Genomic DNA, 26,849 nt, shown 5'->3' with positions numbered 1-26,849 from the left:
CGAATCTAACTAAGTCGAATCAAACTATTTTATGAGCGCCAACACTCCAGCCGCAAACCTGCATCATCTCCTTAGCTGTTTGTCGGATTACGACCCAAACTCCCTACCCGTCGCGCAGGCACAGCAGATCATCCAGCAGTTTGTGACGCCAATTGACTCGGTAGAAAAACTCGCCATACGTCAAGCGCTTGGGCGTGTACTTGCCGCCGATGTTCTGTCTGGCATTAACGTCCCTGCTTATGATAATTCTGCCATGGACGGCTATGCGTTTATCGGTAGTGATTTACAAAAAAAAGCTACAGACCATAGCGATACAACAAACCAAACCCTCACATTAAAAGTCGTCGGCGCCGCTTATGCCGGACGCGCGTTTGAAGGCGCAGTACAACGAGGGGAATGTATACGCATCATGACCGGCGCAGTGATGCCAAGCTCCTGCGACACAGTGATTCCACAAGAATGGACTGTTGAGATAAGCGACAGTAAGCAAGCGACAGAATCAAAGCAAATCCGCATACCAGCGGCAAAAATAAATGCTGGCGATAACCGTCGCCTCAAAGGCGAAGACTTAGCGATTGGCACAACAGCGCTAAGCAAAGGCAAAATTTTACGGCCTGCCGATCTCGGTTTATTAGCGTCGTTAGGCGTGGCTGAAGTGGCCGTACAACGCCGCTTGCGTGTCGCTATTTTCTCAACTGGTGACGAACTGCGATCGCGGGGAGAAACCCTCGATTTAGGCTGCGTATATGACAGCAACCGCTACACCTTATATGGGATGCTGACCCGGCTCGGCTGCGAGATCATCGATATGGGCGTGATCAAAGATGATCCGATATCGCTGGAAGCCGCTTTTCGTTCCGCTGGCGAAAACGCAGATGCCATCATTACCTCTGGTGGCGTGTCGGTCGGCGCAGCGGATTACACCAAACAGATGATGGAAAAATTAGGCGATGTCGCCTTCTGGAGTATCGCTATGCGTCCAGGCAGACCAATGGCATTTGGCAAAATTCAGTCAAATAAGTCTGATCAGTCTGAGCAGACTAATGGAAAAGGCGCGTATCTGTTTGGCCTGCCAGGCAACCCCGTCGCGGTGATGGTCAGTTTTTATTTTTTCGTCCGCGATGCACTGTTGCAGATGATGGGTGCCGTGGCAGTATCAACATCGTCATCAACATCGCTGCCGCTGGTGCCAGCCATCTCAAGCGTCGCTCTGCGGAAGCGCGCCGGACGCACCGAATACCAGCGCGGCATCGTCTCGGTCGCAGCCAATGGACAACTACAAGTGAGTATCACCGGATCGCAAGGCTCCGGGATTTTACGTTCCATGTCAGAGGCCAATTGCATGGTGGTGCTACACCACGATCAGGCCGATATCGCCGCCGGTGAAAAAGTTGATATTTTATTGTTTGAGGGATTGATCTGAAGTGCCAACTAAAGTGGCTACCTTCAGGTGCGAATTAACATCTAAAATGAAGCTCGCATTTAAAAATTTACACAAGTAAAAATCGATATATTAAATATACTCCCCATTATTTTTAATAAAAATATACCAAAGACCAATTAATACATGGATAGAAAATATATACTCACTATAAGTATATGTAAAAATTTAATATTCCCAATCGATAATATTAAACTCATGCTTCCATACAAATACCATCTAGCTTGGCATCCTCTGCGTCTATATAATGATTTGCTTTAGATGTTTCCTGTATTCAGTGACAAATAAAAAATGCTTAAAATGCCTAGGCAAGACATAGGCAACACAACAATCAACGCACTATTTCAGCACAAATAAGCACTCAGACTGGCGCAATACTGCGTCTTTTAAACATTAGATATTTTTCAGGAGAAGATTTTGAAAGTGCTCAACTGGTTAGCAATTACCACCGCAAGTATTAGCTTGTTAAGTTTACTAAGCGCCTGCGGAGGCGGAAGTAGCAGCAGCGACTCTGGCAGCACCTCGGCAACCGTGTCCGTCACCAGCGTCACTACAGATCAACTGGTCTATCGCAAAACGACTAATCTGACAGTTAAAGGAGTAAACCTCGACAAAGGTATCAACATCTCCAACCCCGCCTGCCTGACCATCACCGAAGTCGCGGGTGGCACCGCCACACAACGCGTATTTTCTTGCAAGATCGTCTCTGTAGGTACGGTGGCGTTATCGATCACTGCTGGCAATGGATCGTCGCTTTACTCTGGCACGCTGACTGTCCCGCTGGCAGCGCAACCTCAAGTGACCATGGTGACATCGATGGGTACAATCGTGATTGAGTTGAACCCAGCCAAAGCACCGATTACGGTCGATAACTTTTTACAGTATGTAGAGAGTGGCTTTTACGTGAATAAAATTTTCCATCGGGTCATCAGCAATTTTGTGATTCAGGGCGGCGGCTACACCAGCAGTTTTCAATTGCCAGCGACCCTCGCAGCCATTCCACTAGAATCCAATAACGGCTTAAGCAATCTGCGCGGGAGTATTGCAATGGCGCGTACTAGTGTGGCCAATTCTGCGACATCCCAATTTTATTTTAATGTGGTTGATAACACCTCGCTGGATTACGGCAACGCCGCCAATCCAGGCTATGCAGTATTTGGTAAAATTGTTAGCGGTCTCAATGTAATGGATTTGATTAAAGCAGTACCTACTGGTGCTACTAACGGACTGACCGATGTGCCGGTTACACCAATCGTGATTAATTCAGCATTGCAAACCCAATAAAGTAATCGTTTTAGATTCACGAAAATTACCTGGCTGTCGTCCTATATAACCATGTAATTTTCGTTGATAGTACGGTATAGATAATTGCCCATTGTTTGCGCTGTGATCTGGTTTTCTCCTCGCTTATTTTTAAAACTTAGAACTTAGAAATCAACAACTACCTGACTAATCGTTGGGTATCACAAAAGGGTAATCATGAACAAACTACTGAAATCGCTACTATCACTAATGCTATTCACCGCCTCTTTATTTGCCGTCAGTATCGCTCAAGCTAAAGATGACCCTAAAAAAGCCTCGGTCTCAGCATCTGCGGCCACTGCGTCGGCCAAAGTTGAGCTGCTAGATATTAATAGCGCGACAAAAAAAGAATTATCAGAATTACCTAAAATTGGCGATGTGCGTTCGGACGCCATCATCAAAGGTCGTCCATACAATGGCAAAGATGATTTATTAAATAAAAAGATTTTGCCCGCAGATGCTTATAACAGCATCAAAGATCTGATCATTGCGAAACAAAAAACGGATGCAAAAAAGAAGTAATTTCTCATATGCAAAAACAGGATGACAAACACTTCAAAAGGCTGATCTAAACGTCAGCCTTTTTATTTAAATAAGATTCACAAGAATTTACATAAAGTCGCCCAGACTGCTACGTAACCCTCTGAATAAAACACCCCCAAATATGTACTGTTCTGCGCGGACAAATAGACTGATCTTTCTTAGCAAAACAATGTTTATTTGCTATAAAAAGAAGCAAAAATCAATAGTTGTCAGTGAGTTTTTAGATGTGTAAGATAAAGCTCGGTGTGTTTTAAACTTATTCGACAGAAAATGCGATCCTATGCTGGATGTGATTGTTCGACGATGTCTTTTACTTTGCTGCTGGCTATTATGTGTTCAACAGGCACAGGCAGCGGACGGCGACAAACCCTTCACAATCAGCGGTTTTGGCACGGTCGGTGCTGTGTACAGCGATACTGGTCAAGTCGATATCGTGCGAGATTTGTTGCAAGCCAGAGGCGTAGGCTACTCTAGCCAGCTCGATTTTGGCGTTGATTCCCTGCTAGGTCTGCAACTCTCCACCTCCATTCTTGACAATTTGGACGCCTCAGTCCAAGTCGTCAGCCGCCGCTCACAAACTGGCTTCGACCCTGACGTTACCTGGGCGTTTCTTAAATATAACCCGAACGATAATTTGCAATTGCGTGCAGGTCGCCTGGGTTTTGATGTCTACCTCTTGGCCGACTCGCGCAATGTCGCCTACTCTTATTTATGGGTACGTCCGCCCATCGATTATTTTGGTAACTTGATCGTGTCGTATATCGATGGTGCGGATATGGTCATCAAATATCCGGTCGGCCCGGGGATCGCCCGTTTCAAAGCCTTTGCGGGTAAAGCCAGAGAAAAAACCTATACCGGTGTGCCAGATCAATATTTCTCATTAAAAGGTTCGGATGTTGTAGGCGGACATGTCGAATATCAAACTGAAAGTTGGATGTATCGGGTTGGTTATAGCCAGATACGTTTCAAAAACGAGTTCCCTGGTTTTCAGGGCTTGATTGATGGTTTACGTTCCCCTGCAATTAACGCGATCAGCCCGTTAGCCGCGACCGTCGCTGGTAATATTGGATTCCAGGATAAAGCCATCAACTACCTCTCCGCAGGTATCGCCTATGATGAAGGCCCCTTGCAAGCACAACTGATGTTAAGCCAGACCAAGTCGGCAATACTGCCTTACCCAGGATTCAAGGCGGGATATTTCACAGCAGGTTACAGAATTAAAAAATGGACGCCCTACTTTAGCTACTCCGCCGCCACGCCAGAACATCGACAAAGCAATGGCAACACCGGCTTACCGTTTGGCATTAACCCCAATATCGACATTCTGATTCTTGGCGCGAATGCGCTAGCCAATACCGTAGTCAATAAGCAAAGCACCTTATCACTCGGCGCACGCTACGACTTGGGGGATAAAATTGATTTAAAAATACAAGTAGATCATGTTGATAGTACCAGTCCACAAGTAACCCGCAACGCTCAACCGGGTTGGGATGGCAAAGCCAATTTGCTCAGCGTCTCAGTCAATTTTGTATTTTAGGGATAGATCATGAAAACCCTAGTACATCGCGCACTCCTGCCTGGCCTAGCACTCGTCTTATTTATAATGGTTGGCGGCAATCAAGCTTTTTGTGCTGATTTTGTGGTGATTGCTAATCCCGATAGCGGGATAGAAAAGATGAGCAAAGATGATGTCGTCAATATTTACATGGGCAGATATCGCAAACTGCCATCAGGCATTAAAGCCATGCCGATTGATCTCAACACGCCTATCTCAGAAAAGACTAAATTTTACGCCAGCATGGTCAATAAGGAATTACCAGAGATCAATTCCTACTGGGCTCGTCTGACTTTTTCCGGACAAGGTTCGCCACCGCGCCAGGCGGATAGCGTAGAACAAGTACTGGAAATTGTTAGTAACAATAAAGGCGCGATCGCGTATATTGATAGAAAGAAATTAGATAAACGGGTCAAAGTTATTTTTGACTCTACGCCTTAAATTAATCAGCGCACTTAGCTTACTTAGATCCAAGCAAACCGTTAATAAGTTACACCGAAGTTATATCGAACTTACATCAGTAAGCACCAGTAAATACCAACAAACGAATACAAGCAAAACTAACTACTTAAAATACCGACTATGCTCAAACTACTGCGTACCAGCATTATTTATCGCAGCACATTTATTGTGCTGGGAATTGCGCTCCTAGTCGGTAGTTTTTTTGCGGTGTTCACTTATTACTGGACTTCGCATTTAGAGCAAGAGCAGGCAAAAAGCAGAATGGGCAACTTGCTCAGCACTGTAGAAAGTACTACCAGTATTGCCTGCTACTTGTTAGATATCAATTTGGCGGCAGAGGTTAGCCGGGGATTACTCAAGAATGAAGATGTTTACAGCATACGGATTTTTACCCCAGCGACGAAGTTAGCACAGGCAAGCAAATTGGCTAAAGCAAAACTAGCTACGCTGCCATCATCAGATATTCGGATTACCCGAGATGTGTTTTCCCCGTTTAATACTGCGGAAAAAGTATGTCAGATCGAGCTGGTACCAGACATGGCCTTCATTCAGAAGCAAGTCAATAGCAAGGCGAATTTCACCACCTATTTGCTAATACTACAAACCATTTTGATGGCACTGGCCTTGGTCTATGTCGTGATTAAGATCATCGCCAGACCGATCAAAACCATCTCCGATCGCTTGCATGATTTATCCCCGGAAGCAGGAGCAAGACTGTCGCTCCCTCTCGGTAATGAGCGAGATGAGATCGGCCAGCTCGTGCGCGACGTCAATACCATCGTCGGCAAACTGGTCAATATTCTGGAAGATGAGCGGCATCTGCGCATCAAGCATGAGATTGGCGAGAAAAAATTCCGCACTATTTTTGATAACGCCGAGACCGGGATTTTTTTACTCAAAACGTCGGGCGAAGTCACCTCCTACAACACGGCCTTTTTACGCTTGCTGGCGCTATCGCCAGACACCACCTCAGACAATATCAGCAGTGGCTTGATGTCTGCGCTAGAGGGGCAAGAGTTACGGCTGCACATGATGATCGACACCGCAACTAATCAAGATCAGATCTTATCGGAAGACTTTTCGATTGAAATTGGTACACCGCCTGTACGCAAGTGGTTGCACATTGTGTTAAGCCCGATCGAAGATGGTGTGCTACAAGGCCTGCTCAATGATATTACCGATCATAAAACCGGAGAGGAAGCAGCAAACCAGCTGGCCGTCACAGATTACCTTACAGGCGCATTTAATCGTCTGGGTTTTGATAACGAGATCGCCAGCTTAAAACGGTCGATACAAAAAACTGGTAGTGGATTTTTCTTATTACTCATCGATCTGGATGGATTTAAATCCGTCAATGAAACTCACGGTCATGATGCCGGTGACAAAATACTCTGTCACTTCACACAGATATTATTCAAAATAGTCAGACGATCGGACTTTGTCGCCAGACTCGGCGGGGATGAGTTTGTCGTCTTACTAAAAGATTTACAAGACGCCGATAAAGCAAAAGAAATCGCCTGGAAAATCATCACGCTCACCTCGGCTCCGATTGATTTAGACGTCGGTACCCAGACAGAAATTGGTGCCAGCATCGGCATTACTTATGTAGGCGATGCCGATTTCGATAAAAATGACGTAATGCGACAGGCAGATGACACTATGTATGCAGTCAAAAAATCGGGTAAAAATAATTATCGTCTGTACGATCCAGACGATAAATCCTAATTACCAGTACAACGGCGCGACCATCAGTTATTAAGATCGAAAGCAGATTTTCAGTTGGAACAGCAAGTGCCATCCGCGTTACTAATAGGCGATAGCGGCTAACAGAAAATTTGGATTGAAATTGGCGCTCAATTTTAAAATCAGACGTCCAATAAAAATGCGCCTCCCAAGCCAAAAAGTGCTCGGAAGGCGCATTTTTATTGGGCGATCGAATTTAACTCATATTTTCCATTAGACCGCTACCACTTCGCAAAAAACGCAGACGGCGTGCGGTCTTCAGAGGGATACCAACAGCGCGATTTGAGTGGGAACGCTACAGCGACAATTGCACCTTTGGCGAACTGCCTGGCGTTGTTCCAATGGAAAATCTGGGTTTAATTTTTACTAAAATTAAATTCGGCTCTCTCAATGGCTGGAGTCGGAAAAGTTAGGATTTCTGGGCAGGGTGCGCCATGCGCACCATGTTGTAATTAGACGGTTACCCCAAGTAGGTTGGTGCGCATGGCGCACCCTACAGGTGGTGCAATTATGATTTTCCGCTTATGTGACGACCGGAACGTATCAATACATCAACCAGCAGTGCCTACATCCCCCGGCTCATCCAAACCCAAATCTCCGTCCACACCTAACAGGCTCTGGGCAGAATCGGATGGTAATGCCTCTACCGACTTCAACTTTCTGGTCATTTGACGGGTGCGCACTTCTGCCTTGTCGATGTTGTCTGCGGCTCTGACCAGGGCGGCTTTGGTGGAGGCAAGTACGTCGCCAAATTTGCCGAACTCGGTCTTGACTGCGCCTAATACTTGCCAGACTTCTGATGAGCGTTTTTCTAATACCAAGGTACGGAAGCCCATCTGCAAACTGTTCAGCAATGCCGATAAAGTGGATGGGCCAGAGATGCTGACGCGGTAGGTGCGTTGTAATTCATCTGCCAAACCCGGGCGGCGCATGACTTCGGCGTACAGACCTTCGGTCGGTAAAAACAAAATCGCAAAATCGGTGGTTAGTGGCGGCGACAGATATTTCTCTGCAATGGTCTTGGCTTCGCCACGGATTGCGCGTTCTAATTCTTTACCTGCCTGCGCAACGCCTTCGGCATCTGCGCGCTCGGCGGCGTCAATCAAACGCTCATACTGCTCTTTAGGGAACTTGGCATCAATCGGCATCCAGACTGGTGCTCTGCCATCTTCTTTGCCTGGCAATTTCACTGCAAACTCTACCCGCTCTCCAGAGCCTGGCACGGTCTCGACGTTCTTGGCGTATTGCTCTGGTGTGAGCATTTGTTCCAACACCATTTCTAGCTGCACCTCGCCCCAGGTTCCGCGGGTTTTTACATTGGTCAGTACTCGTTTCAGATCGCCGACACCAATGGCTAATTGCTGCATTTCGCCCAGACCTTGATGCACTTTTTCTAAACGGTCTGAAACTTGTTTAAAGGATTCGCCCAAACGCTGCTCCAGCGTGGCATGCAGTTTTTCATCAACGGTCTTACGCATCTCTTCGAGCTTGGCGGCATTGTCGTCTTGCAGATGTTTGATCTTCTCTTCCAGAGTCGCCCGCACTTCGGCCATGCGTAAGGCATTGGATTCGGTCAGCGTTGCCAGACTTTGGTTTAAGGTATCGCCAAACCGCTTCAGGCTAACTGCCTGTTCATCGCGCGAGTTTTGGCTTTGCTGTATCAACGCCAGCCGCACCTGTTCCAACTGCTGCGCATTGGATTCCGTCAGCTTAATCAGCTGCTGCGAAAATGCATCAATCTGATTATTTTGCAGAGTCGCTACGCTGGTTAATTGCGCTGCCAATGTTTGCTGAAGCTGAGAAAAATTCCCGCCTAATTCTTGTCTGGTCGCTTGTGCAGTGGATTGCACTTGCTCACGCAAAGACCGCTCGGAACGCTCCTGCGCCTGCTGCAATTGAGTTTGCTGCTGTTGTCCCTGTTGCAGTGATTGTTGTAATGCAAGCAGTTGAGGGCCGACATCGTTGCCGCTACTCCGTAATAAAACGAGCAAGTTAATCACTAGCAAAATAGCGAGCGTGATGAGCACCAAAATTTCTATCAAATTCATATCGTAGATTTTATTTATTGTTTGTTATAGATTCAGGCTTAGTGCATTAAATGAAGCAGGCGAACGTTTCATCTTCCCCCATCAAGGAAAAGATGCTTTTGAATCGAAATGGATGCCCCAATAGCGATTAGCCTTGCTTATTCCGCATCCAATCCGCCGTCTGATAAAACGACTGCATCAGATGTTGCTGCAAGTCCGCTGCGATCCCGACATCTTGCATTGCCCATGCCATGCAACGCAACCATTGATCGCGCTCGCTGCTGGCGATGGCATAGGGCAAATGGCGTGCGCGCAGGCGTGGATGCCCGAATTGCTCAATATAAAGATTCGGACCGCCCATCCAGCCGGACAAGAACCAAAATAACTTATCGCGTGAGCCATCCATTGGTATCGGATGCAAAGCGCGGATGCCAGCAAACTCGGGCTCTAGCTCCATCAAATCATAGAAACGATCTACCATTTGACGGAGTTTGTTGGCGCCGCCAATGAGTTCGTAAAGCTTGGACGCTTCCTCTTCCGGTTGAGTATCTTGCGTATTGCTGTTTGATTCTGTCGTCATTACTGTGAAATTTTTCTTAGGTGAAGAATGATCGTTACGAGGCGTTTTATGCAGGCGATTTAGCCCTCACGCAAACTCAATAAAGGTGGTTGATTCAGCACATTGCGCAAACCCAGCCAGCCACCGATTAGCGCGCAAGCAGCGCCGACAAATAGTCCTACGATCCATACTACCGGACTGAATTGCCACTCAAAATTAAAGCTGAAATGCGCCAGTGCCCAACCAATTGCCGATGCGCCGCTAGCGGCTAATACACCAGCCAATCCGCCGACCAGCAAAAACTCTATCCACTGTGCTTGCGATAATTGTTTGCGGGTTGCGCCCAAAGCGCGTAGCAAGGCCGCTTCGCGCATGCGCAGGTCCTGCGATCCGGCAAGTGCGGCGTACAACACCAGCACACCAGACGCGAGGGTGAATAGGAATAAAAATTCTACCGCCGTAATTACCTGATCGAGCACGCTTTGTACTTGCTTGAGCATCGCGCCAACATCGACCACCGTCAGATTAGGATAATCCAGCGTGAGCTGATTGACGAAGCGCTGATCGCTTTCCGGCAAATGAAACGCCGTTATCCAGGTTTGCGGTAAATCGACAACCGCTTTGGGATTGATGATCACAAAAAAGTTGACCCGCATTGATCCCCAATCTAGCTTACGCAAACTGGTAATCGGCGCAGTAATTTTTTGGCCGGCAACATCGAAGGTGAGCTTGTCGCCTAACTTTAATCCCAAAGTTTTGGCAATACCCTCTTCTACTGAGGCTTCTGGCTGTGTGTCTTGATACCATTTACCCGCGACCAATGTATTACTTGCGGGCATATCGGTCATGGTCGACAGGTTGAATTCTCGGTCGACCAAGCGTTTTGCACGATCGTCGGGATAAGTACTGTCGGTAATCGCCTTGTTGTTCACTTCAATTAGTCTGCCACGTATCATCGGGTAAAGCACGGGTTCGGCAACTTGGTTTAAGCGCGTAGCGACGTCGTTCTTTTGATCTGGCTGGATGTTGATCACAAATTGATTGGGCGCGTCTGCCGGAGTAGAGCTCTTCCAAGCGGTAATTAAATCGCCACGAACAACCGTCAGTAGCAACAACGCCATCAAGCCCAAGGCAAGCGACACGACCTGAATTACCGTAGCACCAGGACGACGTTGTAAGGCAGTGACAGCAAAGCGCCAAGCGGTGTTCGTGCTTAAGTTACGCAGCCGCTTCAATGATGCCACGCCCAACCAGGAAACGAGGGCAAATACTAGCAAACCGATCAAGAAACCACCCGCAGTCAGCAAACCCAGTTTGACATCACCAGCTTGCCATAATAATAGCCCGATAAACATGCCCAGTCCGAGCAAATAGGTCGCCAACGTCAGGGCTTGTGGTGCGTCTTGCTCACGACGAATGACGCGGTTATGCGGCACATTGCGCAGTTGCAAAATCGGTGGCAGTGCAAACCCGACTAACAAAAGTAAACCCGTTGCAATCCCTTGTAACGCGGGTTGCCAGGTGGCGGACGGTAAATCGTTCGAGACTAACTTACCCAGCCACTCCAGCAAAACATAATGTCCGGCAAAACCGACAATGACTCCAGCGGCGCTGCCGACAATACCGATCATTAAAAATTCAATCAGGTACATGCCAGTGACCTGGTTCTGCGTTTGTCCAAGACAGCGCAGCATTGCACAAGCGTCCAGATGACGTAGCATAAATCGCCGCGCTGCCATTGCCACTGCAACGGCGGCTAGCATGGCAGATAGCAAGCCAACCAGCGATAGAAATTGTTCAGCTCGATCTAGCGTGGCGCGCATTTCTGGCCGGCCTGATTCCAAAGATTCTAGCCGTACACCTTTGGTTTGATTGCGCTCGATTCCCTCTTGCAGCCATTTTTGAAATTGTGTAATCGCAGCCGCTGGCCCGGCCAGTAATAATCGATAAGTGACACGCGAGCCATTTTGGATCAGGTTAGTCGCGGTCAGGTCTGCCATATTCACCATCACACGCGGCGCAAAGTTCATAAAACCAGCGCCACGATCTGGCTCATTGGCAATCAGTTGTGTAATGTTGAGAGTTTTATCGCCGAGTTTGAGTTGATCGCCAATCTTCAGCTTCATGCTAATCAGCAATGCTGGATCAATCCAGACCGTGCCGGATGGCGGCACAATTTTGGTAATGACTTCAGCACCTTGCTGGGTCTGACTCAGTTTGAGATTGCCGCGTAACGGGTAGCCAGGTGTAACCGCTTTGAGTGAGACCAGCTTAGTAGCGACATTGTCACCCTCGCCTGCAATCGCCATGCTAGGGAAGACAACCGTCTCGGCCATCGTCAAGCCGCGTTTTTGTGCCTCACTGCGCCATGCCGGATTGATCGCCTGATCAGCACTGATCAACAAATCCGCCCCCAGCAATTGATGCGCATCGCGGTTGAGTCCGTTGCGCATCCGGTCCACAAAAAAACTGACTGAAGACAAAGACGCCACAGCGATCATCAAAGCAACTAACAGAAAGCGCAGCTCACCAGCCCGCCAGTCACGTAAGGTCATACGAAGCGAAAGACGTAACATCGGCACTTTCCAGTTAAAAACCGCAATATAGAAAAAATGGGGAGTATCTAAAATGGTTAGCCTATAGCCCGATAATTATATGGACAATTTAGCACAAGCAATCAATACACCTATCCAGTATCGTCACAAAGATACGACCAAATAGCATCCGCTATTCAGACAAAGCCTGCTGAAAATCATCTAGCAAATCTTGAGTATCTTCAATCCCTACCGAGACCCGGATCAGCGAATCTGCAATTCCCATGGCACCGCGCCGCTCTGCTCCCATTTCAAAGAAGATGGTGTGGGCGACCGGGATCACAAGTGTGCGAGTGTCACCCAGATGGGTTGCAGAAATTGCCAGCTTGAGGCGATTTAAATAATCGAAGCAATCAATCTCTGGCTTAAGCTCAAAACTAAATAATGCGCCGTAGGCTAAAAACAGCTCGCGTGCAATCGGATGCTGCGGGTGTGACGGCAAGCCCGGATAATGAACAACGGCGACGCGCGGATCGTTTTCCAACATCATCGCCAGTGCCATCGCATTGGCGCACTCGCGCTCCAGACGTAAAGCGATCGTCTCGGCACCAACGGCAATCTGGTGTGCCGCCTCGGGCGACAAGGATGCGCCAAAATCCCGCAAGCCCTTAGCGCGAATCTGGGTCATACCCCATTGCGGCGTTGGGAATTTTTTGAAATTCTGGGCAATATGGGGAAACTGGCTCCAGTCGTACACACCCGTGTCAGTCAAAGCACCACCGAGAACATTGCCGTGCCCCGCAATCGACTTCGTCAGTGAATTCACCACCAGACCCGCGCCCACGACTTTAGGGCGGAACAGGTAGGGCGAAGTCATTGTGTTATCTACGACAAACAAAATACCATGCTCCTTGCACAAGGCGCCGATACGCTTGAGATCCGCAATCTGAGTACGCGGATTGGCAATGGTTTCCACGAAGATAATACGAGTTGCGGGCGTGATCACGGCAGCGACATTTTGCACATTGGTCGCATCGACAAAACTAACATCAACGCCCTGTCCAGCAACCGTTTGCCACAAACTGTTGGTATTACCGAACAAGAAAGACGAAGAGACAACATGATCGCCTTGACGCAATAAAGCCTGAAACACGGCGCCAATCGCCGCCATGCCAGTAGCAAAACAAATACTGGAATGCCCGTCTTCCATCTTCGTCAGTTTGTCTTCCAAGGCAGAAACCGTGGGATTACCCTGACGACCGTAGCGATAACCAGATTGTTTCCCCTGAAATACTGCTGCAAGATCACGTGCATCTTTATAACCGAACAGCACGGACGTGTGGATAGGTTTGTGCACAGAGCCGTGCTCAATCTCTTTTTGACGGTCGTTATGCAGAATAGTAGTGGTGAAGCCGTACGATGCTTTTTCGCTCATGATGAAATGGATACTGTAGTGAGGGACTGCGTTAAAAAGGAACGCACTAAGGAATGCTGTAAGTTTAACCGAGATTCTTTGAGGACAGGCTAGTGTGAATACGCTAGCAGACGATCATCATGGCCGATGTCATTGCACATGACTTTGACTAAGGCGCCAAGTGTTGGAGGTTCGCAGACTACTACATGCGCCACAACAACAATCGTGCGCGATCCTTATTCAACATTAACTCACTTTTTCCCTGAAGCCTTGAATGAGGTGACTGCTTCTGAATATTCCCTGGAGGCTTTCAGTCGATCAAGATAACGAATTTTTCTTTTGCTACTTTTCGCTATCAAATAATCGGACAAACTGCCACGCACACCGCAATAGTTTCTGCATGTTGCACCGCCTTGCGGCGTATCCCTATCGGTAATCCGCAATTTGTTTGCCAAGGTAGATATTCTCAAGGTGCAGGCTGGTTCTCCTGCGAGTGGTGTTGTCGGATCATGGTAGACAAATTCACCGTTCTCTTCGCCTGCAATACCGTAGATACCACATGTATGACCGTTATAAAACTGCAGTTCGGCACGGAAATAGATGTGCGTCTGATCATATCGAACGATCTCAACAATATCTTCCGATTCATAAGGCTGGTCTGCCTCGCCTGGCGCTTTGCCAGGAGTGATCGTGCCATTCATAAAACGGTGCTTATACACACCCTCTATTTCGCTGATCGGATTACCGAACGCTGGCTCTGCACTCCAGGCGCTTGCGCTGAGCATCATTAAGAGGAAAAAGAGTTTCATGTTGTGGGAGCTTTAAAACAGGAATGTCGTAATTCAATTAATCGGTCACCACTTACAGACACCATTATCACTCAACTCAACATCACCGCTTTCAGAAAAACTCATCGTCGCTCCGGTACGTTTGTTTTTATAGACAAAATTATTGATCAGAGCGCCCTGGGTTGCGACTTCATACGTTCCGGTAATTTGGTCTCCGACGACTTCTAGCCAGATCGTCGTAAATTCTGCCGGGCGACCTGCGATCAATTCTTCGCTTGATGTCTTTTGGACTACCAGCGTGATCGGTTTTCCATTCTTACCATATTTGACAAAGGCACCGCTCCAGCCAGTTGCATCATCACCTACCGTGCTGAACTGTAGTTTGATCGCTTTTTTGCTGGCATCGGATGACAGACAGCGTGTTGAGAAAGGTGACACCTCTTTGGCGACGGACAAGCCCGGCAAGAATGCCAGCAATAGTAATGTAACTAGAATTTTCATTTTTACTTTCCGTTCTAGCGATTAATGATCTGGCACGGCTGTTGATTCAATACTGTCACTGTCTAAGCAAGTAAAAATTGCTCGATTAATTCTGCCAAAATTTCTGGCTGATCATGATGCAGCATGTGACCAGCGTTTTTTATCATTTCCTTTTGTAGCTTGGGGATATGCGCCAGACGCCGGTCAATCTCTGTGCGAGCTTCTGATTTTGGTCCCATCCAATGCCAGACATTGGTGTCGTCCGCCTCAAACCACAATACTGGCGCGGTGATTTTTTCCCAGCAGGCCATCACTTCTTCTACATGATAAAGCAAGGGACTGGTGAGTTTATGAGCGGGGTCGCCGAGGATTTCCCACTGACCCTCGGCATTTTGTTTAGCCCAGTGTTGCGATAAAAAATTAGCGCGTTCGTCGGACAACCGTGGATTCGTTTTTTGTAAGCGTCCTGCCACTTCTGCCTGGCTTGCATAAGTGCGCAGTACCGGTGTCTGGCGCAACTCATCCAGCCATTTTAAATAGCGACCTGGCGCCTGGCCTGGTGTGGTCACTGGCATGCCAAAGCCCTCCAGATTGACAAACTTTTTTATCCGCTCTGGTCGTACACCGGCAAAAATACCAGCGACATTTGCCCCCATACTATGTCCAATTAAATTGACAGCCTCGTCTGGGGAATAATGCTGCAAAATCGCATCCAGATCGCCCATATAGTCCGGGAACCAGTAACAATCAGCATTTGGCGTATCGGTTAAACCAAAGCCACGCCAATCGGGGGCGATGACGTGCCAATCTTGTTTCAGGCAGTCCACCACAAATTGAAAAGAGGCAGACACATCCATCCAGCCATGCAGCATGAAGATTTTAGGAGCGGATTCATCGCCCCAATGGCGCACATGGTATTGCAATCCACGGATGGCGATAAATTCGGAGCGGGAAGATTTGATCATGAGATTAAAATTTTGGGTGAACACATATCATCGCATTTCTCATCGACAATCATGCAAATTTTGGATTAGGATTGGTCTATAAGTCGATAGATAATAGCACGATCGTTCTATAAAAAACCGGAGACAGAATGACTAAGCAAAAAGCAATTCCAAAGATCGCAAAGATCGCAAACATCGGAAATGTAGATCATTATCAAGAGTTATATCAGCGTTTTCGCTGGGATGTACCGGGCGATTTCAATATGGCGCAAGTATGTTGCCAGCGCTGGAGTAAAGATAGCGAGCGCATCGCTATCCATTATGAAGATGCCGATGGCAATACAGCGACGCTAACTTACGCAGAATTACAGCAACAGGCAAATCAGCTATCCAATCTGTTGCGAGAGCAAGGTGTAAAACAGGGTGACATCGTCGCCTACATTTTGCCGCAACGTCCAGAGACTGCCATCACGGTGATGGCATGTCTGCAAATGGGTGCGATTGCAATGCCTTTATCGTTTTTATTTGGTCCCGAAGCATTGGAATACCGCCTACAGAACAGCGAGGCGGTTGCGCTGGTGGTAGATCAAAGCGGGATAGAAGCATATTGGCAAATCCGCGGTAGTTGTCCTGCGCTGACCACACTCATTACATTAAAGTGCGGCGCTGAAGATTGTCTGCGTTGGGAGAATACAATCCCGGAAATGTCAGATCAGTTTGATCCCGTCAAAACTGCCGCAAGCGACGCCGCCATTTTGATCTATACCAGCGGCACGACCGGTGCACCTAAAGGCGCGCTCATCCCCCACTCTGCGATCATCGGCAACCTGACAGGTTTTGTAGCCTCGCAAAATTGGTTTCCTCAGCCCAATGACGTGTTCTGGTCACCAGCAGATTGGGCCTGGACTGGTGGCTTGATGGATGCACTGCTGCCCTGCCTGTATTTTGGTCAACCTATCGTCGGCTACCAAGGACGCTTTACTGCTGAGACAGCGTTTTATTTATTGGAAAAATATCAGGTCACGAACACTTTCCTGTTCCCGACAGCGCTAAAAATGATGATGAAGGCTTGCCCAGAACCGCAACCGCAATACAAGCTCAAACTGCGGGCGATTATGAGTGCAGGCGAAGCAGTTGGTGATGCCGTCTTCAACTGGTGTCAACAATCACTGGGTGTCATACCGAATGAAATGTTCGGCCAGACAGAAATGAACTATATCGTCGGCAATAGCCATCTGCAATGGCCCGCTAAACCCGGTAGCATGGGACGTCCGTATCCTGGACACCGCGTTGCGATTATTGATGACGATGGTAATGAAACCGCTGTCAATCAAGTCGGAGAGGTAGCCATGCACCGCTACGATATTCATGACGACCCTGATCCGGTATTTTTTATCAGCTATTGGAAAAACTCAGAAGCAACCAACAATAAATTTACCGGCGACTGGTGCAGAACAGGTGACTTAGCCTTGCGCGATGAAGACGGTTATCTTTGGTACCAAGGACGAGCAGATGATATGTTTAAAGCCGCGGGCTACCGCATCGGACCATCCGAAATCGAAAACTGTCTGGTCAAACATCCGGCAGTCGCCAATACCGCCGTCATACCCAAGCCAGACAAAGAACGCGGCAATATCGTCAAAGCATACATCGTTTTAAGCGCCGGTTTTATCGGCAGTGCAGAACTCATCTCAGAACTACAAGCGCATGTGCGAGGCAAACTGGCACCTTATGAATATCCGAAAGAAATCGAATTTATAGCGGCACTGCCGATGACGACCACTGGCAAAGTGCAGCGCCGTGTGCTGCGTTTGTTGGAGGAGGAACGAGCTAAGAAGTAGGTAAACATTGTGTTTGGTACATTTGCCTGCTGTTTTAACTATCTGATTTCATCTCTGTCGTTTTAGTCTCAGCAGGCAAAGCATCTAAATCATGGATGATTAATTTTGCGGCCTGATCAATCAATACATCGATTGCTTTGCCATACGTGGTATTTAAAAATGCACCGCTGCCAAACGCTTTGTCACGACCGATAATGACGTCTTGCTGCGCGATATTACTCAGTGTGTGGTGACTTAATAAGACACCTGTTGTGGTGTCATATAAATCAATATCCAAATCGATAAAGCGTCTTTTATTTTCGATCAAACCCAAATATTTTTTGTCGGTGATTACGCTATCGTCGCGGACTTCTCCTGAGATGACAAATTGGCTGTCATATTGCGTGCCCAATTGCCGCAATAATTTTATTGAGGGAACACCAACCTCGGTGTTAAAAGAAAGTAAGCCTGGCGAAATTTTAGTGACATATTTTCTGGATAAAGCGAGTCTGCTAATCAGCTCGCGCGGAAAACCATGTGCGATGTCATCAACATCCTCTAGCTTGGCTGATTTACTGACGACAAATGCGGTGGCCAGAACTTTTTTCTTTACGATGGGCTCAGTGACAGGTGCCTCCATCGCTGGCGCTGACATTGATGGGACGGTTTCTGCAGGAGTCAGATTTTGTATAGTTTTGCTTATGCTTTTTCCTGTGCTAGTTTGAGCGCTTACATCATTGAGGAACATGCAGAAAATCACGAGCGCCAACAACAGCATGAGGTAAGGTGCGAAGCAAAATCGGATCAGATTATTTTTCATCATGTCGCTCAAAAAACGAAGTTGAAAATCAAATACATGCGAACTTTGACCTGCATTTAAAAACTAACTTTAGCTTTGCAGCACCAAAAGTTCTTCTTCACTAAAGCCGGCAGCTCTTCTTGCATCCAGATTAAAAGGACCCCGCATTTGTGGCGCTTTGTATTGCAACGCCAATTGTGCGTAAGTCGCTACAGGCTCCAGATCACGCATCTCACAAAGATAGCCAAACCATCGATTTCCGATCATCACATGACCGATCTCATCGCGCAAGATAATGTCAAGAATCTCTGCGGCAGCAATATCTTTGGCCTGCGCCAGTTTGGCTCGCACGGCAGGCGTTGCATCAAGGCCACGCGCCTCCATCGTGCGTGGGACCAAGGCCATTCTTGCGAGCACATCTTCTTGTGTTTTTTCTGCTAGTTCCCACAAGCTATGATGTGCCGGAAAATCGCCATATTGATATCCCAAGCTAACCAGATGATCGGCCAGCATGCCAAAATGATAGGCCTCTTCTTGCGCGACCAGCAACCAATCCGAGTAATAATCCACGGGCATATCAGCAAAGCGCCAGATCGCATCCAAGGCAAGATTGATCGCATTAAACTCGATGTGCGCCAACGCATGGATCAGCACTGCACGACCTTCTACTGTGTTCATTGCGCGCCGCTTAACTTCCAGCGGCGGAACCAGCGCAGGCTTAGCTGGCCGGCCAGGAATCAATTGATTAGCGTGCAAGACTGTGGCGGCATCTAGCGCTACCTCTCCTCGTTGCCATGCAGCGCGCAGTCTGGCAGTACCTTCTGCTTTGGCCTTGGTATCAGGTTCTGCCAGCAAAGCTAACGCCGCTCTGCGCAAATCTGAAAATGAAGCCGCTCCCTCTAAAGTGGCCTTATCAGCAAAATCAGCAAAATTAGCAATATCAGCAGGTTTAGCAACTAGATTTGCAGTCGCATTTGTATTAGGGAACGATGGGTTCATAAGATGAGCGTTAAAATAGCGATAATAAATCATAGGACTTACGCAAAATTGTCCCAGCAAGGCGCAGCGACGACGACAGCCTTCAGTGCGGCTAGGCGCTGCAACACAGTTGGGGCGATTTTGCGTAAATCCTAAATCAGTCACCCTATTTTACGGAAAAATCATGACCATATACCAGTTAGGCGACATCGCACCTGAAATTGATCCCGGCGCTTACATTACTGACAGCGCCAATATCATCGGAAAAGTAAAGATCGAAGCAGGCGCCAGTATTTGGTTTGACGTCACCATCCGAGGTGACAATGAGCTGATTACCGTCAGTGAAAACAGCAACGTACAAGAGGGATGCATTTTGCACACCGATCCTGGTCATCCGCTGACGATAGGTAAAAATGTGACGATTGGTCATCAAGCCATGCTGCATGGTTGCACAATCGGTGAAGGCTCCTTAATTGGGATTCAGGCAGTCATTTTGAACGGTGCAAAAATTGGTAAAAATTGTCTGGTCGGCGCTGGCGCCCTGATCACTGAGGGAAAAGAATTTCCAGACAACTCTTTGATTATCGGCTCACCTGCCAAAGCGGTACGCACTTTAAATGAAGAAGATATTTTGCGGATGCACGGCAATACGTTGAATTATGTCCGCCGCGCCCAAGCTTATAAAACTGAATTGAAAAAGATCGGCTAACTAGCAACTATTTTCAGATTCAAGAGCAGATTAAAAACGTCGTCAAAGTAAAGAAACTTATGCAAGATACCCTACAAAAATTTATGTTCGAACACGCTGGCGTGCGCGGTGAATTAGTTGAAATTTCTAACGCCTGGCAACAAATCCAGGCGCGTCACGAATATCCCGCCGCCGTCAAAACCATACTTGGTGAGCTAACCGCCGCCTCTGCTCTGTTGTGTGCCAATCTCAAGTTTAACGGCACCATGATCATGCAAATTTACGGTGATGGTCCGGTCAAATTATTGGTGGTGGAATGCGATGCAGAATTGCGCATCCGTGCTACTGCCAAGTTATCACCAAACGCAGTGATTACCGACAATGCCAGTTTGACTGAATTAGTACATGCGAACGGGCAAGGTCGCTTTGTCATCACGCTAGACCCTAATGACAAGCTACCCGGTCAACAGGCATATCAGGGGATCGTGCCGATTGATGGCGATAGCATTGCTGGCATCATAGAAAATTACATGATGCGTTCTGAACAGTTAGATACCAAACTTTGGCTGGCGGCGGATGACAAGATTGCCAGAGGCATGTTGCTGCAAAAACTACCGAAACATGGCGGCATAGAAGCCAAAGTGGAAGATGAGACAGAAGCCTGGAATCGCGCTATCTCATTAGGTGGCACACTCAAACAAGATGAATTGCTGACGACCGATATCGAAACTTTATTGCATCGATTATTTTGGGAAGAAACCATCCGCATTTTTGATCCGCAACATCCACAATTCCACTGCAACTGCACCCGTGAAAAAGTCGGCAATATGCTGCGCATGCTGGGCGAGCCTGAGATTAATACCGCCATTGCAGAATTAGGACGACTCGATATTAATTGCGATTTTTGCGGTAAGCACTATGGCTTCGATCAGGTCGATTGCGCACAATTATTTGTGGCGAACACCTTAGCTGAAGCGACTAGCGTAGCGAACGACAGCAAGCATTAATTATTTAATCCCGCACGATTTTTCATCAAAATATCAGGTGAATTTAATTTAGGCTTAATATACTCCCCCCATATTTACTAGAAATGACCTTAATGACCAGAGAATACCTGGACAATTAAAAGTACTGGTGGGGAGTAATTAAAATCAATGCCAAATCAGCGATGTAGAATTTATCGGCGGATTCGTCTAAAAAGCGTGAGTAGAGTGTAACTGGAATACCGTTGAAATTAGCGGCAAGCTAATGATTTATAGATGGTGCCGTTTTTTCTTTTGGCGGTTTTGGATCGTTGAGGTTCGATGTTTGCGCAGATGACGCTGCGTTTAAGATTTGCACGAAGATCTCGTCTTTTTTAATCATGCCCAGTTCAAAGCGCGCATGTTCTTCTACTGCGCCTGTGCCTGTTTTTAAATCTTGTACTTCTGAGTCGAGCTTGCTGTTCCGCTCTTTCAACTCATCATTATGCTTTTGAGCTTGGGTAACTTGTTTATCTAACTCCCATACACGCAACCAGCCGCCTTTACCCAACCAGAGCGGGTATTGTATGAGTAGCAGCAGCGCTGTAAGTGATAACGCGATCAGACGCATCAGTATTTAGAAATATAGGTTAAAAAACGAACATTGAATTAAACCGAGATTAGTAAAAAGGGGAACGCCGTTCCCCTTTTTTGCATCTTCTTGCAGCTTATTTCAGATTATAAAAAGCATCACGACCAGGGTAGCTGGCAATGTCGCCTAAATCTTCTTCAATACGCAGCAATTGATTGTACTTTGCCATACGATCTGAACGAGACATCGAGCCAGTTTTAATTTGCAAGGCGTTCATACCAACAGCGATATCCGCAATGGTGCTGTCTTCTGTTTCGCCAGAACGATGCGAAATAACAGCGGTATAACCAGCACGTTTTGCCATTTCAATCGCAGCAAACGTCTCAGTCAAAGTACCGATTTGATTGATCTTGATCAGGATAGAATTAGCGATTCCTTTTTGAATGCCTTCTTTCAAAATCTTGGTATTGGTGACAAATAAATCATCGCCAACGATCTGTACTTTTTTGCCCAGACGTTCCGTCAGAATCTTCCAACCGTCCCAATCGCCCTCTGCCATACCGTCTTCAATCGAGATGATAGGATATTTATCGACCCAGGTAGCGAGTAAATTAGTGAAATCCGCTGATGACAACGTCAGACCTTCGCCTTCAAGATGATATTTACCCTCTTTGTAGAACTCACTTGCGGCACAATCCAGACCCAACGCGATTTGTGTACCTGGCTCGTAGCCAGCCGCCTCAATCGCTTGGATAATCATCTTGATTGCTTCTTCGTGGTTATCGACGGAAGGTGCAAAACCACCTTCGTCGCCCACAGCCGTGGTCAAACCTTTGTCGTGCAAGATTTTTTTCAGTGCATGAAAAACTTCAGCACCGTAACGCACCGCTTCGCGGAAGGATGGCGCGCCAATTGGAATAATCATGAATTCCTGGATGTCCAGGTTATTGTCTGCATGCGCGCCGCCATTGATGACGTTCATCATTGGCACGGGCAACTGCATTGCGCCAGAACCGCCGAAGTAACGATACAGCGGCAGGCCCGCCTCTTCTGCGGCTGCTTTGGCAACCGCCATTGAAACTGCCAACATGGCATTTGCACCGAGACGCGCTTTGTTTTCTGTGCCATCCAGATCGATCAGCGTGCGGTCAAGGAAGGCTTGTTCGTTCGCATCCAGACCCATGATCGCTTCGGCGATTTCGGTATTGATATGTTCGCAGGCTTTTAAAACGCCTTTGCCGAGGTAACGAGATTTATCGCCATCACGCAGCTCTATCGCTTCACGAGAACCAGTTGATGCGCCGGACGGTACAGACGCACGCCCCATGACGCCGGATTCCAGCAATACATCACACTCAACTGTTGGATTGCCGCGCGAATCAATAATTTCACGACCGATAATATCAACGATAGCACTCATTCATTTCTCCTAAACATGCAATATAGTGAACAAACTATTTAAATCGGATTTACGAAAAACCGCCCTAGCTGCGTTGTAACTCCTAGCTGGGATAATTTTGCGTAAGTCCTGTTAAAAAATATTTGCCAATACGCTAGTAAGCGTCTTGACTAAGCAAAACTAGACTCAAGGAATCCATTCTTTTTAACGACGCGATCCAACTCGATCAATGTAGACAGCAATTCTTTCATACGACCTAGCGGTACCGCATTTGGGCCATCTGACATTGCTTTGGACGGATCTGGATGGGTTTCCATAAACAAACCAGAAATACCCACCGCCACCGCAGCACGCGCCAGTACTGGCACAAATTCACGTTGACCACCTGAGGTCGTACCCTGACCACCTGGCAATTGTACAGAATGCGTCGCATCAAATACCACCGGACAATTGGTCTCACGCATGATTGCTAGGGAGCGCATATCAGATACAAGATTGTTGTAGCCGAATGAGACACCGCGCTCGCACGCCATAAAATTATCCTCAAGCAGACCGGCAGATTTTGCTGCGGCACGTGCCTTGGCGATGACATTGACCATGTCATGTGGCGCAAGGAACTGCCCTTTTTTAATATTGACTGGCTTACCAGAACGGCCACAAGCCTCAATAAAATCAGTCTGACGACATAAAAAAGCAGGCGTCTGCAATACATCAACCACCGCAGCAACTGCCGCTATCTCATCAATCGCATGGATGTCTGTCAGCACCGGGACCTGCAATTGTTTTTTAACATCAGCCAAAATCTCTAAACCTTTTTCCATTCCCAAACCACGGAAACTAGAACCTGACGAGCGATTGGCTTTATCAAAAGACGACTTATAAATGAAAGGGATACCTAAAGCTGTCGTCATCTCTTTTAAAGCACCTGCTGTGTCAAGCGCCATTTGGTGCGACTCGATAACACAAGGACCTGCGATTAAGAAAAAGGGCTGATCCAGACCAACATCAAATCCACAGAGCTTCATAATTATTGTCCGTTCGCTTTTTGGTTTGCCAATTTGTGCGCAATAGCAGCTTTAGCAAAGGAGATAAATAGCGGATGTCCCTCACGCGGCGTCGATTTAAACTCAGGGTGATATTGCACACCAAGATACCAAGGATGTGAATTTGGACCTGTACGTGGCAACTCCATGATTTCGCATAAATCTTCGGTTGGCGTACGCGCAGAAACGATCAGTCCAGCTTGCTCAACACGTGCCAGGTAATGATTATTGGCTTCATAACGATGACGGTGACGCTCAGTGACGACATTGCCATAAATCTCTGATGCCAAAGTATTTGGCTTGACCGCACAAGTCTGTGCGCCCAGACGCATGGTACCGCCCAGATCAGAGTTTTCATCACGGGTTTCTACCTTGCCGTCATGATTTTGCCATTCGTTAATTAATGCGACGACTGGCTGTTCTGTCTGCTGATCAAACTCGGTTGAGTTTGCTAATGTCAAACCAGCTTTGTTACGTGCGTATTCAATTAAAGCGACTTGCATACCAAGGCAAATACCGAGGTAAGGGATTTTGTTTTCACGTGCATAACGGGCTGCAATAATTTTGCCTTCTACACCGCGCTTGCCGAAACCACCCGGAACCAAAATCGCGTCGTACTTTTCTAATGCGCCAGTACCTTTTGCTTCGATTTCTTCTGAATCAACGTACTCGATATTCACACGACTTTCGGTATGAATACCCGCATGACGCAAAGCTTCAGTCAAGGATTTATACGATTCAGTCAGGTCGACATATTTACCGACCATACCGATGGTGACTTCTTCTTTTGGATTTTCTAATGCATAAATCAGTTTGTCCCACATTTCCAGATTGGCTGGTTTTGGTGACAAAGCAAGTTTTTCACAAACGATACGATCCAGACCCTGGTCATGCAGCATTTGTGGAATCTTGTAAATCGTGTCCGCATCCCAGACAGAGATGACACCCTCTTCCGGCACGTTAGAAAACAAGGATATTTTTGCGCGCTCATCATCCGGGATAGGGCGATCGGCACGACACAGCAAAGCATCTGGAGAGATACCTATTTCACGCAGTTTTTGTACGCTGTGCTGTGTTGGTTTGGTTTTTAATTCACCGGCAGAGGCCAGATACGGTACCAAAGTCAAATGCACAAATGCTGCAGCATGGCGGCCAGCACGCAAACTTAATTGACGTGCAGCTTCAAGGAAAGGTAAAGATTCAATATCGCCAACCGTGCCACCGATTTCGACCAGTGCTACGTCAAAACCATTTGCACCGCGATGGATGTAATCTTGGATTTCGTTAGTGATGTGCGGGATAACCTGAACAGTTTTGCCCAGATATTCGCCACGACGTTCTTTGCGGATCACGGATTCATAAATCTGCCCGGTGGTGAAGTTATTCACCTTTTTCATTTTGGCAGTAATGAAACGCTCATAGTGTCCCAAATCGAGATCAGTCTCAGCGCCGTCGTCGGTGACGAAAACTTCACCGTGCTGAAACGGGCTCATGGTGCCTGGATCCACATTGATGTAGGGATCAAGCTTGAGCATGGTAACTTTGAGGCCGCGAGATTCAAGAATCGCAGCAAGGGAGGCGGCAGCAATGCCTTTGCCTAGGGAGGACACGACGCCCCCGGTAACGAATACAAACTTAGTCATTGCAGAAGGTGCCAGACGGCACGAGCGGGAAATTCGAATTATACCCCAAACAGCGCCGCTCTCCAACGAGTCATGAAAAAATCATGACTCAATTATTCAAGAATTACATCGCATAAAAGAATTGCAAGCGAGCAAAGCTCTGAGCACCGATACTATTAGAAAGCTCTTTAATTTCATTACTGCGCCGCAGCACAGATGCACTTATGCCATAAGCAGGAGTGCGCCAAAAATAACCTAATTCAAGCTCTCCAACTGATCGCTTTGGCGTGATACCCGTATTTTGTTCATCACGTTGATGATTAAAATAACCGCCTTGAAGCGTGGCGTTATAAGCGACTTCCTTGGCCTCTCCTCTTAAAAATGCATAGTGTGCAGGCTGTTGCGGCAAGGCATTAAGCGCACCGACACGCAAAGTCATATCGGCACCTACATCGGTAAAAATGTTCCCAAATCGAGCCTTGATTCTGGGACTAATATCCACGATTGATGAAGCCGTCCAGCGCAGTGGCGTCCATTCGCCAGACAGAACAAAACCTGGCTCGTTGGACACTTGAGTACTCCAGGCTTGCGGCAACGGCTGCTTAATAATTCTATGTAAATTGTTTTGCGTCCAGGCACCGCCCGCGCAAGGCCCTAGACAACCAAGCTCTAATCCTACTTTGCTGTCTTGGCCTTCTGTATTAGCTACCTCACGATAAATTCCGCCAAATAACCAACCAGCATAGGGGTGATCGTTTTTCGGGATTTGCGCAGGTGTCAGCTTGATATCAGACGCCGTATATAAATCTTGTCCGACTTGCCAGGTATAGCTAACTTCTTGATTTGACGTCTTCAGAAAAAAAGTTTGCGATAAATGATTGCCGCTAGTATAAAAACGATCTTTATCGGTCAGTAACAAGCTATCGTTATCAATCGTTATTTGCAAAAATGCGCTTCCTTTTGCATGTACATCTTGCCATTCACTCCACGACAAATCACTTGCCTGAGATTGAACAGAGCTAAGCGCGCTTAAGACAAACAAAGATAGGCACAGATTGTTTTTGCTTAAAATTGACATCATATTAAATTAGCTAAAAAAGATAAAAAAAACTAAGGCGTCTGAGCCAAGCTTGATCCTATAGTCTATTGACTAA

23 protein-coding genes are annotated in these 26,849 nt (G+C 47.2%); 9 read left to right on the top strand and 14 right to left on the bottom strand.

Annotated features, from left to right (window positions below):
* Nucleotides 1-31 precede the first annotated feature (31 nt).
* The 6 genes from glp (at nt 32) to RGU72_RS02285 (ending at nt 7,028) form a co-directional block, all read left to right on the top strand.
* On the top strand, nt 32-1,423 hold the full coding sequence (gene glp / locus RGU72_RS02310; protein WP_322118193.1) for a gephyrin-like molybdotransferase Glp: 1,392 nt from the start codon (nt 32-34) through the stop codon (nt 1,421-1,423).
* Nucleotides 1,424-1,864: 441 nt separating this feature from the next.
* Nucleotides 1,865-2,725, top strand: coding sequence for a peptidylprolyl isomerase (locus RGU72_RS02305; RefSeq protein ID WP_322121545.1), 861 nt, complete (start codon nt 1,865-1,867; stop codon nt 2,723-2,725).
* A 195-nt stretch (nt 2,726-2,920) separates the two neighbouring features.
* Nucleotides 2,921-3,265 carry a ComEA family DNA-binding protein gene (locus tag RGU72_RS02300; protein WP_322118192.1) on the top strand — a complete coding sequence of 115 codons (345 nt, stop codon included), beginning with the start codon at nt 2,921-2,923 and terminating at the stop codon, nt 3,263-3,265.
* Between the two features lie 301 nt (nt 3,266-3,566).
* Nucleotides 3,567-4,823 carry a porin gene (locus RGU72_RS02295; protein WP_322118191.1) on the top strand — a complete coding sequence of 419 codons (1,257 nt, stop codon included), beginning with the start codon at nt 3,567-3,569 and terminating at the stop codon, nt 4,821-4,823.
* A 9-nt stretch (nt 4,824-4,832) separates the two neighbouring features.
* Nucleotides 4,833-5,282 (top strand): hypothetical protein, encoded by a 450-nt coding sequence (locus RGU72_RS02290; protein ID WP_322118190.1) that lies wholly within the window; start codon nt 4,833-4,835, stop codon nt 5,280-5,282.
* Nucleotides 5,283-5,423: 141 nt separating this feature from the next.
* Entirely contained in the window at nt 5,424-7,028 is a 1,605-nt protein-coding gene (locus tag RGU72_RS02285) for a diguanylate cyclase domain-containing protein (RefSeq protein ID WP_322118189.1), read from the top strand.
* A 569-nt stretch (nt 7,029-7,597) separates the two neighbouring features.
* Here RGU72_RS02285 and rmuC read toward each other — a convergent pair.
* From rmuC to RGU72_RS02250, 7 genes are all read right to left on the bottom strand, one after another.
* Entirely contained in the window at nt 7,598-9,094 is a 1,497-nt protein-coding gene (rmuC, locus tag RGU72_RS02280) for a DNA recombination protein RmuC (protein ID WP_322118188.1), read from the bottom strand.
* A 127-nt stretch (nt 9,095-9,221) separates the two neighbouring features.
* The gene (locus RGU72_RS02275; protein WP_322118187.1) at nt 9,222-9,653 is read right to left on the bottom strand and encodes a group II truncated hemoglobin; all 432 of its coding nucleotides are present in this window, start codon (nt 9,651-9,653) and stop codon (nt 9,222-9,224) included.
* A gap of 59 nt (nt 9,654-9,712) precedes the next feature.
* Nucleotides 9,713-12,208, bottom strand: coding sequence for an ABC transporter permease (locus RGU72_RS02270; RefSeq protein ID WP_322118186.1), 2,496 nt, complete (start codon nt 12,206-12,208; stop codon nt 9,713-9,715).
* A 151-nt stretch (nt 12,209-12,359) separates the two neighbouring features.
* Nucleotides 12,360-13,601 (bottom strand): cystathionine gamma-synthase family protein, encoded by a 1,242-nt coding sequence (locus RGU72_RS02265; RefSeq protein ID WP_322118185.1) that lies wholly within the window; start codon nt 13,599-13,601, stop codon nt 12,360-12,362.
* A 230-nt stretch (nt 13,602-13,831) separates the two neighbouring features.
* Complete coding sequence (locus tag RGU72_RS02260) at nt 13,832-14,389, bottom strand: hypothetical protein (RefSeq protein WP_322118184.1); 558 nt, start codon at nt 14,387-14,389, stop codon at nt 13,832-13,834.
* Nucleotides 14,390-14,434: 45 nt separating this feature from the next.
* Nucleotides 14,435-14,869, bottom strand: a complete 435-nt coding sequence (locus tag RGU72_RS02255; protein WP_322118183.1) for a hypothetical protein — start codon at nt 14,867-14,869, stop codon at nt 14,435-14,437.
* A 62-nt stretch (nt 14,870-14,931) separates the two neighbouring features.
* The gene (locus tag RGU72_RS02250) at nt 14,932-15,813 is read right to left on the bottom strand and encodes an alpha/beta hydrolase (protein WP_322118182.1); all 882 of its coding nucleotides are present in this window, start codon (nt 15,811-15,813) and stop codon (nt 14,932-14,934) included.
* Nucleotides 15,814-15,941: 128 nt separating this feature from the next.
* On the opposite strand from RGU72_RS02250, the gene RGU72_RS02245 reads away from it, so the two are divergent.
* A complete protein-coding gene (locus RGU72_RS02245) occupies nt 15,942-17,633 on the top strand; it encodes an acyl-CoA synthetase (protein WP_322118181.1) in 1,692 nt (563 codons plus the stop codon).
* Nucleotides 17,634-17,667: 34 nt separating this feature from the next.
* On the opposite strand, the gene RGU72_RS02240 is transcribed toward RGU72_RS02245, so the two are convergent.
* Together RGU72_RS02240 and RGU72_RS02235 are read right to left on the bottom strand one after the other, a co-directional pair.
* A complete protein-coding gene (locus RGU72_RS02240; protein WP_322118180.1) occupies nt 17,668-18,432 on the bottom strand; it encodes a flagella assembly protein FlgT middle domain-containing protein in 765 nt (254 codons plus the stop codon).
* Between the two features lie 69 nt (nt 18,433-18,501).
* Nucleotides 18,502-19,410 carry a ferritin-like domain-containing protein gene (locus RGU72_RS02235; RefSeq protein ID WP_322118179.1) on the bottom strand — a complete coding sequence of 303 codons (909 nt, stop codon included), beginning with the start codon at nt 19,408-19,410 and terminating at the stop codon, nt 18,502-18,504.
* 163 nt (nt 19,411-19,573) lie between these two features.
* On the opposite strand from RGU72_RS02235, the gene RGU72_RS02230 reads away from it, so the two are divergent.
* Together RGU72_RS02230 and hslO are read left to right on the top strand one after the other, a co-directional pair.
* Nucleotides 19,574-20,098, top strand: coding sequence for a gamma carbonic anhydrase family protein (locus RGU72_RS02230; protein WP_322118178.1), 525 nt, complete (start codon nt 19,574-19,576; stop codon nt 20,096-20,098).
* 59 nt (nt 20,099-20,157) lie between these two features.
* Nucleotides 20,158-21,084 (top strand): Hsp33 family molecular chaperone HslO, encoded by a 927-nt coding sequence (gene hslO / locus RGU72_RS02225; protein ID WP_322118177.1) that lies wholly within the window; start codon nt 20,158-20,160, stop codon nt 21,082-21,084.
* A 238-nt stretch (nt 21,085-21,322) separates the two neighbouring features.
* Here hslO and ftsB read toward each other — a convergent pair whose 3' ends face one another.
* The 5 genes from ftsB to RGU72_RS02200 form a co-directional block, all read right to left on the bottom strand.
* Entirely contained in the window at nt 21,323-21,670 is a 348-nt protein-coding gene (ftsB, locus tag RGU72_RS02220; RefSeq protein WP_322118176.1) for a cell division protein FtsB, read from the bottom strand.
* A gap of 97 nt (nt 21,671-21,767) precedes the next feature.
* Nucleotides 21,768-23,051 (bottom strand): phosphopyruvate hydratase, encoded by a 1,284-nt coding sequence (gene eno / locus RGU72_RS02215; RefSeq protein WP_322118175.1) that lies wholly within the window; start codon nt 23,049-23,051, stop codon nt 21,768-21,770.
* A 149-nt stretch (nt 23,052-23,200) separates the two neighbouring features.
* Entirely contained in the window at nt 23,201-24,055 is an 855-nt protein-coding gene (gene kdsA / locus RGU72_RS02210) for a 3-deoxy-8-phosphooctulonate synthase (protein WP_322118174.1), read from the bottom strand.
* 2 nt (nt 24,056-24,057) lie between these two features.
* Nucleotides 24,058-25,716, bottom strand: coding sequence for a CTP synthase (locus RGU72_RS02205; RefSeq protein ID WP_322118173.1), 1,659 nt, complete (start codon nt 25,714-25,716; stop codon nt 24,058-24,060).
* Nucleotides 25,717-25,819: 103 nt separating this feature from the next.
* Complete coding sequence (locus RGU72_RS02200) at nt 25,820-26,773, bottom strand: lipid A deacylase LpxR family protein (protein ID WP_322118172.1); 954 nt, start codon at nt 26,771-26,773, stop codon at nt 25,820-25,822.
* Nucleotides 26,774-26,849: the final 76 nt, after the last annotated feature.

It is taken from the genome of Undibacterium sp. 5I1 (assembly GCF_034314085.1).
GTDB lineage: Bacteria > Pseudomonadota > Gammaproteobacteria > Burkholderiales > Burkholderiaceae_D > Undibacterium.
Note: the sequence above shows the minus strand (reverse complement) of the source record. Positions and strands in the feature narration are given on the sequence as shown.

Coding starts and splice junctions, on each gene's coding strand:
- glp (WP_322118193.1), top strand. CDS start 32: ATGAGCGCCAACACTCCAGCCGCAAACCTGCATCATCTCCTTAGCTGT.
- RGU72_RS02300 (WP_322118192.1), top strand. CDS start 2,921: ATGAACAAACTACTGAAATCGCTACTATCACTAATGCTATTCACCGCC.
- RGU72_RS02295 (WP_322118191.1), top strand. CDS start 3,567: ATGCTGGATGTGATTGTTCGACGATGTCTTTTACTTTGCTGCTGGCTA.
- RGU72_RS02290 (WP_322118190.1), top strand. CDS start 4,833: ATGAAAACCCTAGTACATCGCGCACTCCTGCCTGGCCTAGCACTCGTC.
- RGU72_RS02285 (WP_322118189.1), top strand. CDS start 5,424: ATGCTCAAACTACTGCGTACCAGCATTATTTATCGCAGCACATTTATT.
- rmuC (WP_322118188.1), bottom strand. CDS start 9,094: ATGAATTTGATAGAAATTTTGGTGCTCATCACGCTCGCTATTTTGCTA.
- RGU72_RS02275 (WP_322118187.1), bottom strand. CDS start 9,653: ATGACGACAGAATCAAACAGCAATACGCAAGATACTCAACCGGAAGAG.
- RGU72_RS02270 (WP_322118186.1), bottom strand. CDS start 12,208: ATGTTACGTCTTTCGCTTCGTATGACCTTACGTGACTGGCGGGCTGGT.
- RGU72_RS02265 (WP_322118185.1), bottom strand. CDS start 13,601: ATGAGCGAAAAAGCATCGTACGGCTTCACCACTACTATTCTGCATAAC.
- RGU72_RS02260 (WP_322118184.1), bottom strand. CDS start 14,389: ATGAAACTCTTTTTCCTCTTAATGATGCTCAGCGCAAGCGCCTGGAGT.
- RGU72_RS02255 (WP_322118183.1), bottom strand. CDS start 14,869: ATGAAAATTCTAGTTACATTACTATTGCTGGCATTCTTGCCGGGCTTG.
- RGU72_RS02250 (WP_322118182.1), bottom strand. CDS start 15,813: ATGATCAAATCTTCCCGCTCCGAATTTATCGCCATCCGTGGATTGCAA.
- RGU72_RS02245 (WP_322118181.1), top strand. CDS start 15,942: ATGACTAAGCAAAAAGCAATTCCAAAGATCGCAAAGATCGCAAACATC.
- RGU72_RS02240 (WP_322118180.1), bottom strand. CDS start 18,432: ATGAAAAATAATCTGATCCGATTTTGCTTCGCACCTTACCTCATGCTG.
- RGU72_RS02235 (WP_322118179.1), bottom strand. CDS start 19,410: ATGAACCCATCGTTCCCTAATACAAATGCGACTGCAAATCTAGTTGCT.
- RGU72_RS02230 (WP_322118178.1), top strand. CDS start 19,574: ATGACCATATACCAGTTAGGCGACATCGCACCTGAAATTGATCCCGGC.
- hslO (WP_322118177.1), top strand. CDS start 20,158: ATGCAAGATACCCTACAAAAATTTATGTTCGAACACGCTGGCGTGCGC.
- ftsB (WP_322118176.1), bottom strand. CDS start 21,670: ATGCGTCTGATCGCGTTATCACTTACAGCGCTGCTGCTACTCATACAA.
- eno (WP_322118175.1), bottom strand. CDS start 23,051: ATGAGTGCTATCGTTGATATTATCGGTCGTGAAATTATTGATTCGCGC.
- kdsA (WP_322118174.1), bottom strand. CDS start 24,055: ATGAAGCTCTGTGGATTTGATGTTGGTCTGGATCAGCCCTTTTTCTTA.
- RGU72_RS02205 (WP_322118173.1), bottom strand. CDS start 25,716: ATGACTAAGTTTGTATTCGTTACCGGGGGCGTCGTGTCCTCCCTAGGC.
- RGU72_RS02200 (WP_322118172.1), bottom strand. CDS start 26,773: ATGTCAATTTTAAGCAAAAACAATCTGTGCCTATCTTTGTTTGTCTTA.